The following is a 12,995-nucleotide window of genomic DNA, read 5'->3' as shown; positions in this document are numbered from 1 at the left end:
CCGGCCGATCGCCACCGACGACACCCTGGCTCGCGCCGAACCTTTTGTCGCAGACAATGCACCAAACCCGTTTTCCTGCGACTACTTTCGTGCTCTGGCCCTTCCGCGACACCCCCCACTCGGGGGGGGTATTCGTCCAACTGGACAAGTTGATCTCAGGCAAGCCCCAACTTCCGATGTCATTGGCGAGCAATCGATTTCGGGTATCCGGAATGAAGGTTCGGTGTAGCGTTGCGCAAACGCCCTACTGGGGGTACCGCAGAAACTCGGTGGGCGATACGGTGGCGACTCGCCAATGTTTTATTTTTTAGTTGGGTAGGAATTGCGATGGCGGACAATGAGATCGATGATTCGGCATCGGCCCGGAAATTGCCGGGCGCGGCAATTGCCGCCGATTCGAGACTGGCCCTGGACGGCGGCGACCCGATTCGGCGCGCACCCTGGCCGACCTACGATCGCGGCGCGGTATGCGTTCATCCGGAGGACGAGGAAGCGGCGATGCGGGCGATCCGCAGCCACCTCTACTTCCGCTACGACTATCGTCAGGCACACGAAACCGAATGCAGCCAGTTCGAAGCGGAGCTCTGTCGTTACTTCCGATGTAAGCACGCGCTGGCGACGTCGAGCGGCACCACCGCGCTGGCGCTGGCCATCATGGCCGCGGGTATCGAGCCGGGCAGCCTGATCGCCTGTCCCGGTTTCACTTTCGCAGCGACGCCGAGTGCCATTCTGCTCGCCGGCTGCACCCCCTTCCTCGTAGATGTCGACGAAAACCTCCACCTGGACGTGGCCGACCTGCGCAGTCGATGGACCCCGCAGGTCAAGGCGATCATGGTGGTGCACATGCGCGGCTTCGCCGGCGACATGACCGCCCTGCTGCGCTTCGCCGACGAAATGGGCGTCCCGGTATTCGAGGACGCGGTCCCGGCGCTCGGCGCGGAACTGGACGGCCGCAAACTCGGCACCTTCGGCCTGGCCGGCGGCTTCAGCACCCAGTCGGACAAGGCACTCAACAGCGGTGAGGGCGGTTTCCTGCTCACCGACGACAGCACGCTATTCGCCCGCGCCACAGTGCTTTCCGGCGCCTACGAGGGCAGGCTGCGCCGTCATTTCCCGGACGGCGAGCCGCCGATCGCCACCGATCTGGACCTACCGTTGCTCAGTTTCCGGATGGACGAGATCCGGGCCGCGCTGCTGCGCGCCGAGCTCGACCGGCTGCCGATCCGGCTGGCCGCCTTCCGGCGCAACTACGACTACGTCGCCGCCGCCCTGGCCGACGTCGACGGGATCCACATCCGCCGCCCGGTCGCCACCGGCGCCTACCTCGGCGAAGCCTTCATCTTCCTGGTCCCGACCGGCCGCGCGCCGTGGTTCGCCCGGGCGCTGTGCCACGAGGGCATCGAGGCCCGCAACCTCGGCTCGGACGACGATCACAACATCCGCGCATTCTGGAACTGGCGGTTCATGTTCCGCGGCATGGAGACCCCGGCCATCAAGGAACTCCTGCCCAACGCGACTCGCTATCTCCAACGCGCAGTGGATATTCCGCTCTCTTCGACGCTGTCGGAGGCGGACTGCGACGAACTCGTCGCGGCCGTGCGCAAGGTGGCCGCCAGCGACGACCCGATCGCCACCGACGAAGGTTCCAGCTCCGCGTGGGCCGGACGACGATGACCGCACCCTCGGACACAGGGGCGATGCCGCGCCTCGCACTTGCCGGGGTATTCGGCGGACTGTTCTGCGGATACCTCGGCCTGTCCGCGGCGATCCCGGTCATCCCCGCCCACGTCAGGGACCAGTTCGGCGCCGGCGATTTCGCGGTCGGCATCGCGGTGACCGCCACCGCCCTCACCGCGCTGCTCACCCGGCCGATCTTCGGCGGACTCGCAGACCGCCACGGCCACCGCTCCGTCATGCGGTTCGGCGCACTCGCCATCGCGGTGGGCGGGTTGCTCTACTTCCTGCCGATCGGCCTGGCCGGCCTGCTGGCGGTGCGCCTGCTGGTCGGCGTCGGCGAGGCCGCGCTGTTCGTCGCGGGCGCGGTCTGGACCGTCACCCTCGCCCCGCACAACCGCCGCGGCCAGGTGATCGGGCTCTACGGCGTCGCGATGTGGGGCGGTATCTCGCTGGGCACCGCGCTCGGTGCGGTGTTGCGCCACTTCGGGATCGACGCGGTCTGGGCCTTCTGCGCCATCGCGCCGCTCGTCGGGCTCGTGCTGATCAGCATCGTCGCGCCGCAGCCGCACGTCGAACCGTCCGGCGGTGGCCGCGGACTCCTGCTGCGCCCCGCCGTACTGCCGGGTCTGGGCCTCGCACTTGGTGCCGCGGGTTATGTCGGCTTGGCCGCGTTCGTCATCACCGGCCTGCAAGCACGCGGAATCGACTCGGGCGTCATCGTTTTGAGCACCTTCAGCGCGGTCTACGCAGGCACCCGGCTGGTCATCGGACATCTGCCGGACAAGCTCGGACCGCGCCGGGTCGCGACCTGGTGTGGCGCAGGCGAAGCCGCGGGACTGCTGATCATCGCCTGGGCCCCGAACCTGCCGATCGCGGTACTCGGCGCGATCGTCATGGGCGTCGGATTCTCGCTGCTGCACCCGTCTTTGGCCTTGATCGTCATGAACAACACCGAAAGCTCGAAGCAGGGAGCCGCGCTCGGCGCCTACACCTCGTTCTGGGATCTGGGCCTGTTCGTGTGGGGCCCGGCGACCGGCGCGATCGCGACCGGCTTCGGCTATCCGGCCGTCTTCGTGGTCGGCGCGGCCTGCGCGCTCGCCGCCTCGGTGCTGGCCATGACGCTCCGGCAATCGGTGTCCATCGAGAAGGCAGTCGAGAGATGACCAACCCACCATCGGACAACGGCGAACCGCTGAAGGTCCTATGTATCACCGGCTGGTGCCGCAACGGCAGCACCATCATCGGCAATATCCTCAACGAGATCCCCGGCTTCTTCCACGTCGGTGAACTGCACTTTCTATGGAAGAACGCGGCGGGCCGCGGGGTGAACGAGGATTGCGGCTGCGGGAGGAAACTGGTCGACTGCCCGGTCTGGTCCACCATCCTGCCGATCGGGCAGCCCGCGGGAACCAGCCTGGTGCAGCACGCCGACGAGGTCATCCGCCGGCAACTCGGCAACGTCCGGACCAGGCACACCTGGCAGGTGCTCAGGCGCGGTCTGCACAACGAGCAGATCCGGGCGCACGCCGACCTGATGACCCAGGTCTACCAGGCCGTGGCCAAGCGCACCGAGTCCCGCGTCATCGTCGATACCACCAAGATCCCCGGCGAATCGGCGCTGCTCGAACATCTCGACGGCATCACCCCGTATTACGTCCATCTGGTCCGCGATCCCCGCGCGGTGGCCCAATCATGGAGCAAGCCGAAAGAATACGTGTACGCGATGGGTCCGGCGAAGAGCACCGGCTACTGGACCGGCTTCAATCTCGCCGCGCACGCGCTCACCAAGCGCCATCCCGAGCGGTCGATGTTCCTGCGGTACGAGGATTTCATCGCCGATCCAGCGGGCACGGTCGATCAAATGCTGCGGCTGTGCGCGAGTGATCCCGCGGACAACCCCCTCGATGATCGAACCGTCGAACTGCACGCCAATCACACGGTCACCGGGAACCCGGACCGTTTCAACGTCGGCGCCACCGTCATCCGCCCGACCGACGACTCCTGGCGGACCGGTCTGGCGAGATCGGCACAGCGGACCGTCGCGGCGCTGTCGTGGCCGCTCGCCCGCAGCTACGGATACCGCTTCGGCGCAACGGATTCGAACGGAAAGGGCTGACCGAGTGGACCTGGGTCTGGAGAACAAAGTCGCGCTGGTAGCAGGCGGGACGAGCGGAATCGGGCTGGCGATCGCCAGGGAGCTCGCCGCCGAGGGTGCGCACGTCGCCATCGGCGGGCGCGACCCCGGTCGGCTCGCCGCGGCGGAAACCGCCGTCAAAGAGGTCGCGCGCGGCCGCGTGCACGCCACCAGCGTGGACATCACCGACAGCGCGGCCACCCGCCGCTGGATCGACGAGGTCGCCGCGGAGTTCGGGGCGCTGCACGTCGTCGTCATCAGCGGCGGCACCCCGCCGACCGGCAACGCCGCGAGCTTCGAGACATCGGACTATCGAACGGCGGTCGACGCAATCCTGCTGCCCGCCGTCGATGTGGCCCTCACCGCGTTGCCCTACCTCAGGACCGCGCGTTGGGGCCGGGTGCTGTTCGTCGCGTCGGAGACCGCGAGCGTCCCGATCAGCGGCCTGGCCATGTCCGGCGTGACCCGCGCCGCCATCGTGCGCTTCGCCCAGTCGCTCGCCGCCGGGGTAGGCCGCGACGGCGTGACCGTCAACGTGCTCGCCCCCAGCGCGACCCGCACTCCCCTGCTGGAACACGTTGCGGCACAGCAATCCGCAGACGGCTCGCTCGAAGCACAATTCGACGCCATGGGCACGCACACGGCGGTCGGCCGGATCGCCCGCCCGGAGGAGATGGCCGCCGTGGCCGCCTTCCTGGCGAGCGAGCGCGCCTCCTATCTCACCGGCACGGTCCAGCTCGTCGACGGCGGCGCGAGCGTGCTCGGACCGACCTCGGCGCACCTGCCCTGGGAAGCCGACGTGCACGGACCCGCCGAACCGGAGTGAACAGTCTCGGCGCGTTGCCGATGACAGGGAAGGAATCACTACATGCTGAAGACAGAGGGCATCAAAGAGACGCTGGCGCAGGTCGTCTCGGATCGCAAGAAGGAGCTTTCGCCGGGGCGGATGTTCGTCGAGGCCTGCGCGGACAAGGGGCTCGACGCGTCGGTCGAGTACGACGTGACCATCACCGACACCCTGACCAGCTCGCGCCGCAAACCCCGCTATCCCGCGCGCAATGTGCTCAAAGCCATTGACCTGTCCCGTGATCCGCGCCAGTTCTACTGGCACGAGAGCGCCCCCGGCGCGGACGATGTGCCGATCGAAGGCGCCGAGGTGCGCCGCGAGCTGGCCAGCCGGTTCCACAAGTCGCCGATCCCGGAACTGCTCACCACCACCGCCTGGGTGCAGGTGCCGCCCCAGATGTGGGAGGACCCGGAGACGTTCGAGTCGTTCATCAACTATCGGTTGATCGTCCGGCTGTGCACCGCCGAGAACTACACGATCATCAGCGGCGAGGGCGGCCTGCTGAACATCCCCGGCATCGCCCGGATCACCGACCCCGGGCCGTTCGCCTCGACGATCCTGTGGGCCTGCAACGAAGTCGAGCAGATGGGCGGCACCGCGGACGGCCTGATCATCAATCCGGTCGACTACTACCGCGCCCTCGGTACCAGCCGCCTGATGGCCGACCTCGAGGAGAACGGCGTGTTCATCTGCCGCACCCGCCTCGTCGAACCGGGCAGCGCGATCGTCGGCGACTTCGGCCACGGCGCACAGCTTTTCGATGCGGGCCGTTCGGTGATCCGCTTCGCCGAGCCACCGCCGGGAACCTTCGCCGAGCCGGGTCCGGCGGTCATGGCGGAGATCTACGAGCGGGTCGTGGTCAACCTACCGACCAACTTCTTCGTCGTGACCGTGTAGGTGGATCGTGACGAGTGACGAGGCGAGTCCCGTGCGCAACGACCCCGATGTGGTGGTTGTCGGCGGCGGGGTCGCCGGTCTGTTCTGTGCGTATTACCTGCGGCGCAACGGGGCGTCGGTCACCGTGCTGGAGCGTGGCGCGCTCGGTGGGCCGCAGTCGTGTTCCTACGGGAACACCGGTTTCGTCGGCACCCACGGCGCCGCGCCGCTGGCCGAACCGGGGATGCGATCGCTGCGCACCCTCGGGATGTTGAGCGCGGACGCGCCGTTCTACGTCGAATTGCGGGCGGACCGCGAATTACTGCGCTGGCTCACGCATTTCGGGCGCGCATGCACTCCACTCGCCGCCGCAGCCGGCTTCCGCACGCTGATCGCGATGAAGAAGCGCAGTCTCGACATACTCCTCGACCTGTGCGAATCACCGAGCATCGCCGACACTTTCGAGTCGCCGGGCATCGTGCTGGCGTACAAGACCGCGCAGGGCTTCGCGGATGCCGGCCGAGCCGTGTCGCGAACTGTCGCGAACGGAGTGCCGCTGCGCGTCCTCGGTCCGGGGGAACTCGACGAACTCGAGCCGAAGACCCGCTTCGATATCCAAGGCGCACTGTACAACCCGGAGGGTGCGTACCTGCACGTGCCGGAGTTCGTGCTCGAGTTCGGCAAGCTGTTGCGCACGATGGGCGTCGAGATCTGCGAGCACATCGATGTGACCGGATTCGAGGTCTCCGCGGCCAAAGTCGAACGGCTGCACACGAATCGCGGGGACTTCCGCCCGCGTGACGTGGTCATCGCGGCGGGCGCGTGGTCGACCGAATGCGCACGCCTGGCCGGCATCGGCCTGACGCTGCAACCGATCAAGGGCTACAGCGTCACCGTGGACATGCCGCCCAGCGGCCCGAGCCGGCCGGTATTGCTGAGCGAGGGCCGAATGGCAATGGTGCCCCTGGGTGATCGCCTGCGCATCGGCGGCCGCCTCGAACTGACCGGAATGAGCACCGCCATTTCCGAACGCCGCGTGCAGGGCATGCTGCGCACGGTCACCGAATATCTCCCCGAACTGGAGGAAACGCAAACCCGCGAAACCTGGAGCGGTTTGCGCCCCTGCGCGCCGGACGGCCTGCCGGTGATCGGCCGCACCGGCCTGCGCAATCTCCTGGTCGCGGCCGGCTACGGCCACATCGGCATGGGCCTGGCCCCCGCCGGTGGCGAACTCGTCAGCCAAATCCTGGCCGGCGCAGAACCGACTACCGACCCCGTCCCGCTGCGGCCGGATCGTTTCAGCAGTACCCGCTCGATAAGGCTCTAACCGTGAACGAACAACCAGGTGTCAAGGGCGACACCACAATCGGCGTACTCTGCCTGGACACCGCCTTCACCAAAATTCCCGGCCACATCCGCAATCCGACGACTTTCGACTTTCCGGTCGACTACCAGGTGGTGCACGGCGCAACCCCGCAACGAATGGTCACCGAGGCAGACCCGACCCTGCTCGACCCGTTCATCATCGCCGCCAAAGAACTCGAGGCCCGCGGCGTCGCGGCGATCACCAGCGGTTGCGGCTTTCTCGTCATCTTCCAACAGCAATTGGCCGACGCCGTCCAGATCCCGCTCTACAGCTCCAGCCTCATCCAAGTGCCGATGGTCCATAGAATGCTCGGCGCGGACCGAAAAGTAGGTCTGCTGGTGGCCAAGAAAGCCGCCCTCACCCCACGCCATTTGAACGCGATCGGCGGTGAATCCGTCCCTATCTGCGTAGCCGGTATGGACGCCCAACCCGAATTCCGCGAAGTAATCCTCGAAGGCCGCCGCGACGAACTGAACGCCGACCGTCTGGGCGAGGAAGTCCTCCGCGAAATCGACCAACTCGCCACCGCCAATCCCGATATGGGTGCCCTGGTAATCGAATGCACCGACCTCGTCCCCTACGGCCACGCGATCCAAGACCGCCTGGGCCTCCCCGTCTTCGACATAGTCACCCTCACCGAAATGGTCCACCGCACCCTGAGCCACCGCCCGTTCCCCAGGCAGTAGATCAGCTCATCAGGCCGCTCTGGTAGGCGAGGACGACGGCTTGGGTGCGGTCGCGGGAGTCGGTTTTGGCGATCACGTGGGCGACGTGGGTGCGGGTGGTGGCGGCGCTGATGAACAGTTCGGCGCTGATCTCGGCGTTGGAGCGGCCGCGGGCCATGAGCACCAGCACTTCTCGTTCCCTGGCGGTCAGGGTCGACAAGGTGGTCGGTGCGGCGACGGCGCGGGGTCCGGCGCGGCGGAGGGCGCCGAGCACGCTGCCGACGATGGCCGGATCGAGCCAGCCGTCGCCGGCGGCACAGCGGCGGATGGCCTCGGCGAGGTCGGCGGGGGCGGCGTGCTTGAGCAGGAAGCCGCTGGCGCCCGCGGCGAGTGCTTCCTGGACCGCGGCGTCTTCGTGAAACGTGGTGAGGACGAGGACGGCCGGCGCGTCGGGTCCGGCGGCGATCGCCCTGGTCGCCTCGATGCCATCCATGATCGGCATCCGCAGATCCATCAGAACGACCTGCGGTGCAAGGGTTTTCACCGCTTCGATCACCGCGGCACCGTCTCCGACCTCGCCGACCACCTCGATGTCGTCGGTCGCGCCGAGCAGCATGATGCAGCCCGCGCGCACCAGCGCCTCGTCCTCGGCGACCAGCACGGTGATCGTCATGACACCTCGATCGATGCGTAGGCGGGCAGGGTGGCGTGGACACACCAGCCGTCGTCGTCGGGCCCGGAGGTCAGCTCACCGCCCAGCGCACCGAGTCGTTCCTGGAGCCCGCGCAACCCGTTGCCGGACGACAGCGCCGCCCCGGCAGGTGCGTCGCGGCCACCGGAGCTGCGCACGGTGAGGTCGAGAGTGCGCTCGCTCCAGGCGATGTCGAGCGTGACCGTCGCGTCGCGTCCCGCGTGTTTGGTCACGTTGGTCAGCGACTCCTGGACGATCCGGTAGGCCGCGAGGTCGGCATCGGGATCCAGCGACCGTGCGGCGCCGGTGACGTCCAGCCGCACGTTCAGCCCGGAGCGGCGAGCGGATTCGAGCAGCTGCTCGAGATCGGCGAGGCGGGCCGGCGCGGTGCCGCCGGCGTCGGTCGAGCGCAGCAGCCCGAGCATGGAGTGCAATTCGGTCATCGCCTCGACACCCGCCTGCTCGATCACCTCCAGCGCCTGCCGCACCCGCGGATCGGCGCCGGTCGCCAGCCCGCGTGCGGCGCCCGCGTGCAGGATCATGCCCGCCACCGCGCCGGTGACGCTGTCGTGCAGTTCGTGCGCGAGCCGCAAACGCTGTGCGGCGAGCGCCTTTTCGGCCTCGGCGGCGAGCCGGTCCCGCTCGGCGCGCGCATGCTGTTCACGCGCGTGCGCCAGCCTGCCCAGACCCCAGGCGATGGACAGGAACAGCGCCCACGCCGCCGCGGCGGCCACGAACCCGCGCAGCTGGCCTTCCGGCGGTTCGGCCTGCGCGAATCGATAGCTGAACAGCCCGAGCGGCAGCGCGGACGCCGCGAGCACGAGCCGGGCGGTGGTCCCGGGCACCCGATTCGCCACCGAGTAGACCGCCACGAGCAGGTAGGCGAACGGAAAGTAGCCGGGGAGAATGAGATTCACGCCGGTACCGACCCACACCACCAACCACACCCGCAGCGGGAACCGGCCGCGCACCAGCAGCGTCGCGCACAGGCCGACGGCAAGGAGCGGCACTACCCAGACCGGCAGCGTCGCGCCGCCGACCAGGTCCCGGTCGCCGCCCCAGAAGATCAGATCCACCGCACCGGCGACGATCACGAAGAGCACGTCGGCGATCCTGCGGAGCAGAGCGGGTGTCATGAGCGGCGGTTCCCCACGCTGGGTTCATCCGCCGCCGAAGAGGCGGAAGACGAACCGGAGCGGATCCTCGACCGGGTTCTCGGGCAGTCCGGGCGGCGGCGGAGCCTCGGCGAGCACCACCCGCACCGCCGCGACGATCTCGGGGACGCTCGGCGGCTGGAACTCGATGCCGAGCCGATCGAAATGCAGTTCGACCGGCACGCCACGGGCCGGCGCCGTCGACTCGGCGGCGAGCTGGAGCAGCACCAGGTCCGGCGCGTCGGGCACCACCCGCACCTGGGCCACGTCGATGACCTCGGCGATGCCGTCCTCGGCGGCGAACACGCCGACCCGCAGTTTCCGCGGCTGCTCCGCGAGGGCCTGGTTCAGCGGTGGATCGACCAGCACGAAGCCCGGCTCGAGCAAAGTGGCCGCCCCGAGGAGTTCCCCGGTGGCGCCCGCATCACCGACCGCGTACACCGCGACCGAGGTACGCCTCGTCATGGGCAGAAGTGTCGCACGAATCGTGACGCTACGACGGGGTGATGAGGGTTCTCATCGCGGCGCGGTAGGCCGGGAACACCGCGGCAGGCCGATTCGCGCGAGCCCCGTCCTCGGCCATTCTCGACTTGTTCGATTCCCCCGGCGAACAGGCCGAATCCGAGAAGGACGGGACCATGATGCTCCAGGATACGGCGTTCACGTTCGCCAACCCCGACTACTACGAGCCATTCGAGCGCACCGATCCGGGCCGGCGCTACAACCCGACCCGGCCGCCCGCGGGCTGGACCCGGCATCAGTTCGAGGTGTGGACCCATTGGGCGCCCCCGAATACCGAACTGCCGGAACAGGGTTGGAAGGTACACGTATCGAGCCCGCTGGGCTCCGCACAGCAGGTGCTGGATGTGGTGAGCACCGCGTGCGCCGAACTCGGCGTCTCGTTCAAGCACCTCACCGGCAAGCAGTACTTCCTCTGGATGCACGGCAAGCACGGCAGCCGAGTCCAGAGCGGCAAGTTCTGCGCCCTCTATCCGCCCACGCCCCAGCTCGCCTACGCCCTGCTCGAACGGCTGGAGCGCGAATTGTCCGGCGTCGCAGGACCATACGTGCTCACCGACCGGCGCTTCGGTGCGTCGCAGTGTGTGTCGTACCGCTACGGCGCGTTCCGGGCCCGGCATCGGCTGCAACCCGACGGCACCCGGCTGCCGACCATGCTCGCCCTCGACGGCACCGAGGTCCCGGACGAGCGCCGGCCCGAATTCCTGCTCCCCGCAGGCACTGCCGACCCGTTCGGCACGGTCCCCGAGGCGGACGACACCGACGAGGTGAGCTTCCACGGCTACACCTTCGAGAGCGTGCTGCAACCGAGCAACGCGGGCGGCGCCTACCGGGCCCGCCGCGCGGACGGCAGTCCGGTGTTCGTGAAAGAGGCTCGCGCACACAACGGTTACAGCGGCGAAGACGACGCACGCGGCCGGCTCGAGCGCGAGTACTTGATGCTGCGCGCCCTGCACGCCGGCGCGCCGGGCCTGGCGCCGGAACCGGTCGAGCTGTTCACCGAGTGGGAACACACGTACCTGGTCACCGAATTCATCCCGGGCCGCACGCTCACCAAGTGGATGGTCGCGACGAATCCGGCGATCCACGCCGGCGCGGATCCGACGGTGTTCGCCGACTACTACCGGCGATGCACCAGGATCCTCGATCAGCTCGCCGACCAGCTGGCCACCCTGCACGGGCTCGGTTACGCCTTCGTCGACGTCTCCCCCGGCAATATCCTGGTCGATGACGACGACACGGTGCGGCTCATCGACTTCGAGGCCACCCAGCCCGTCGACCATCCGCTCGGCCTGCTCGGCACACCCGGTTACGAACCGCCGGAATCGCGATCGCCGGGCGGACGGGCGAAGACCGATCCGCTGCACGTGGACGCCTACGGGCTGACCGCGATCGCGCAGTTGCTCGTCTTCCCCATGCACGAGACCGCCCGGCGCTGCCCGGAAACCCTGCACCACCTGCATGCGGATCTGGCCGAATCATGCCCGCCGCCAACGGATTTGTGGGCGACCGTGCTGCGATCGCAGACCGCACCGGCGGTGCTACGGCTGCCGACGCCCGCCCAGGTGCGTGCGACACCGGAGGACGCGGTGCGCTGGCTGCGCGACCGTACGGCCGACGCGCTGGAACGCATGGCCGACCTCACCAACCCCCGCTGGACGTATCCGACCGCACCGGACGGACTTCGGTCCAACACCCGGTGTGTCGCCTACGGCACCGCCGGCGTCCTGCACGCATTGCACGCGGCGGGCCGCGAGATCGACCAGCAGGTGATCGAGCGGCTGCGCACCCTCGCGCTGCGCGACCGGAAGACGACCGGACCGGGACTGCTGTTCGGCAATGCCGGAATCGCCTGGGTCCTGGACGATCTCGGTGAGCGCGACGCGGCGACGACCCTGCTGGCCGAGGCCGGCCGGCACCGGCTCGCCACCGAAGCGGCCGCCTGGGGTGGTGGAGCGGCGGGCGTCGCCATGACGCACCTGTCGTTCTTCCACCGCACCGGCGACCCCGACCATCTCGACCAAGCCCAGCGGCTGCTCGACGCCGTCCCCGACGGGGACGCGCTGATTCCCGCGCTCGGCCCGGACCATCCGTCCGGACTCGTGCACGGCCGGCCCGGCATCGCCCTTGCGCTGTACTACCTTTCGGCCTTCACCGGCGCGGACGAGCCGTTCGAGCGCGGGCTGCGGCTGCTGCGTGACGAACTCGTGCACGTCGAGCCATTGCCGGTCGATGCCAAGGGTTTTCGCGTCTCGGATGCCGATCGGCGCAATATGCCGTACCTCGCGTGCGGCAGCGCGGGCTACGCCCACGTGCTGGCCCGCTACCTCGGCCGCCAGCCCGACGCGGAACTCTTCGAGCTGCTGCGCAGTTGCGTTCGCGCCGCCGGCATCCGGTTCACCGCGGCCCCCGGGTTGTTCCAGGGGCAGGCCGGACTGGCACTCGTGCACGCCGATATAGCCGCCCGGTTCCCCGACGAGAACTTTCTGTCCGACGCACCGTCCCGTCCCACCGCGCTGTTCAAGTACGCGATCGCCGGCGACACCGGCGTCCGCTGGCTCGGCGGTCGCGGGCAGCGGCTCAGCGCCGACCTGGCCACCGGTTCGGCCGGCATCCTGCTGGCCCTCCAGCACGCCACCGCCGGCGTCCCCGACCCGCTGTTCACCCTCGACCACTGCCTCGACGGCGCCCCACAAGCCATCCGGCCACGACGAGATCACCAGAGGAGGTGAACCCACATGACCCAGGTACTCAAGCTCCAGCTGCATTCCGATCCGGAACTCGGCGACGACGCCCCGCTCAGCTCCTACAGCGAGCACCACTGCAACAACGCGGAGGAGACCCTCTGACCCGCGCCGAAGCAGAAGTGCGCTGAACCGAATACGACACCCACGAATCGAGAGGAGGTGAACGACATGACGAAGGTTCTCAAACTGCAGCTGCAGTCCGATCCGGAGCTCGGCGACGACGCGCCGATGAGCTCCTACAGCGAGCACCACTGCGGCGGCGGCCAGGGCGGCGGCTCCGAGGAGGTGCTGTAGTCCGATCATTCGCCGGGCGCGGGTC

The 12,995-nt window shown here is 68.6% G+C and carries 12 protein-coding genes; 9 read left to right on the top strand and 3 right to left on the bottom strand.

Annotation, left to right across the window (positions count from 1 at the left end; genetic code table 11):
- The first annotated feature begins 327 nt into the window (after nt 1-327).
- The 7 genes from F3087_RS08305 to F3087_RS08275 are packed head-to-tail and all read left to right on the top strand — an operon-like array spanning nt 328 to nt 7,586.
- Entirely contained in the window at nt 328-1,674 is a 1,347-nt protein-coding gene (locus tag F3087_RS08305; RefSeq protein WP_150401263.1) for a DegT/DnrJ/EryC1/StrS family aminotransferase, read from the top strand.
- A gap of 23 nt (nt 1,675-1,697) precedes the next feature.
- Nucleotides 1,698-2,840, top strand: a complete 1,143-nt coding sequence (locus tag F3087_RS08300; protein WP_223884916.1) for an MFS transporter — start codon at nt 1,698-1,700, stop codon at nt 2,838-2,840.
- On the top strand, nt 2,837-3,793 hold the full coding sequence (locus F3087_RS08295) for a sulfotransferase (RefSeq protein ID WP_150401261.1): 957 nt from the start codon (nt 2,837-2,839) through the stop codon (nt 3,791-3,793). Before F3087_RS08300 ends, F3087_RS08295 begins: the two co-directional genes overlap by 4 nt.
- A 4-nt stretch (nt 3,794-3,797) precedes the next feature.
- On the top strand, nt 3,798-4,637 hold the full coding sequence (locus tag F3087_RS08290; RefSeq protein ID WP_150401260.1) for an SDR family NAD(P)-dependent oxidoreductase: 840 nt from the start codon (nt 3,798-3,800) through the stop codon (nt 4,635-4,637).
- A 42-nt stretch (nt 4,638-4,679) separates the two neighbouring features.
- Entirely contained in the window at nt 4,680-5,555 is an 876-nt protein-coding gene (locus tag F3087_RS08285) for a family 3 encapsulin nanocompartment shell protein (protein ID WP_150401259.1), read from the top strand.
- Nucleotides 5,556-5,562: 7 nt separating this feature from the next.
- On the top strand, nt 5,563-6,861 hold the full coding sequence (locus F3087_RS08280) for an NAD(P)/FAD-dependent oxidoreductase (RefSeq protein ID WP_150401258.1): 1,299 nt from the start codon (nt 5,563-5,565) through the stop codon (nt 6,859-6,861).
- Nucleotides 6,862-6,863: 2 nt separating this feature from the next.
- Nucleotides 6,864-7,586 (top strand): aspartate/glutamate racemase family protein, encoded by a 723-nt coding sequence (locus F3087_RS08275; RefSeq protein WP_191093854.1) that lies wholly within the window; start codon nt 6,864-6,866, stop codon nt 7,584-7,586.
- Between the two features lies 1 nt (nt 7,587).
- Here the strand turns inward: F3087_RS08275 and F3087_RS08270 are convergent, their stop codons facing one another.
- From F3087_RS08270 to F3087_RS08260, 3 genes are read right to left on the bottom strand one after another with little or no spacing between them, the layout of a single operon-like run.
- A complete protein-coding gene (locus F3087_RS08270) occupies nt 7,588-8,238 on the bottom strand; it encodes a response regulator transcription factor (protein WP_150401257.1) in 651 nt (216 codons plus the stop codon).
- On the bottom strand, nt 8,235-9,392 hold the full coding sequence (locus F3087_RS08265) for a sensor histidine kinase (RefSeq protein WP_150401256.1): 1,158 nt from the start codon (nt 9,390-9,392) through the stop codon (nt 8,235-8,237). The genes F3087_RS08270 and F3087_RS08265 overlap by 4 nt, the downstream gene beginning before the upstream one ends.
- 24 nt (nt 9,393-9,416) lie before the next feature.
- Nucleotides 9,417-9,875, bottom strand: a complete 459-nt coding sequence (locus F3087_RS08260; protein WP_150401255.1) for a hypothetical protein — start codon at nt 9,873-9,875, stop codon at nt 9,417-9,419.
- 173 nt (nt 9,876-10,048) lie between these two features.
- Between F3087_RS08260 and lanKC the strand changes: the two genes are divergently transcribed.
- Together lanKC and F3087_RS47090 are read left to right on the top strand one after the other, a co-directional pair.
- Nucleotides 10,049-12,661 carry a class III lanthionine synthetase LanKC gene (gene lanKC / locus F3087_RS08255; RefSeq protein WP_223884915.1) on the top strand — a complete coding sequence of 871 codons (2,613 nt, stop codon included), beginning with the start codon at nt 10,049-10,051 and terminating at the stop codon, nt 12,659-12,661.
- Between the two features lie 183 nt (nt 12,662-12,844).
- Entirely contained in the window at nt 12,845-12,970 is a 126-nt protein-coding gene (locus tag F3087_RS47090) for a hypothetical protein (protein WP_256656750.1), read from the top strand.
- Nucleotides 12,971-12,995 lie beyond the last annotated feature (25 nt).

This window comes from Nocardia colli (assembly GCF_008704205.1).
Taxonomy (GTDB): Bacteria; Actinomycetota; Actinomycetes; order Mycobacteriales; family Mycobacteriaceae; genus Nocardia; species Nocardia colli.
This window is presented reverse-complemented; position numbering and strand designations above follow the sequence as displayed.

What these genes read in the sequence shown, in the direction of transcription:
- F3087_RS08305 (WP_150401263.1), top strand. Translation starts at nt 328, where the DNA reads ATGGCGGACAATGAGATCGATGATTCGGCATCGGCCCGGAAATTGCCG.
- F3087_RS08300 (WP_223884916.1), top strand. Translation starts at nt 1,698, where the DNA reads ATGCCGCGCCTCGCACTTGCCGGGGTATTCGGCGGACTGTTCTGCGGA.
- F3087_RS08295 (WP_150401261.1), top strand. Translation starts at nt 2,837, where the DNA reads ATGACCAACCCACCATCGGACAACGGCGAACCGCTGAAGGTCCTATGT.
- F3087_RS08285 (WP_150401259.1), top strand. Translation starts at nt 4,680, where the DNA reads ATGCTGAAGACAGAGGGCATCAAAGAGACGCTGGCGCAGGTCGTCTCG.
- F3087_RS08270 (WP_150401257.1), bottom strand. Translation starts at nt 8,238, where the DNA reads ATGACGATCACCGTGCTGGTCGCCGAGGACGAGGCGCTGGTGCGCGCG.
- F3087_RS08265 (WP_150401256.1), bottom strand. Translation starts at nt 9,392, where the DNA reads ATGACACCCGCTCTGCTCCGCAGGATCGCCGACGTGCTCTTCGTGATC.
- F3087_RS08260 (WP_150401255.1), bottom strand. Translation starts at nt 9,875, where the DNA reads ATGACGAGGCGTACCTCGGTCGCGGTGTACGCGGTCGGTGATGCGGGC.
- lanKC (WP_223884915.1), top strand. Translation starts at nt 10,049, where the DNA reads ATGATGCTCCAGGATACGGCGTTCACGTTCGCCAACCCCGACTACTAC.
- F3087_RS47090 (WP_256656750.1), top strand. Translation starts at nt 12,845, where the DNA reads ATGACGAAGGTTCTCAAACTGCAGCTGCAGTCCGATCCGGAGCTCGGC.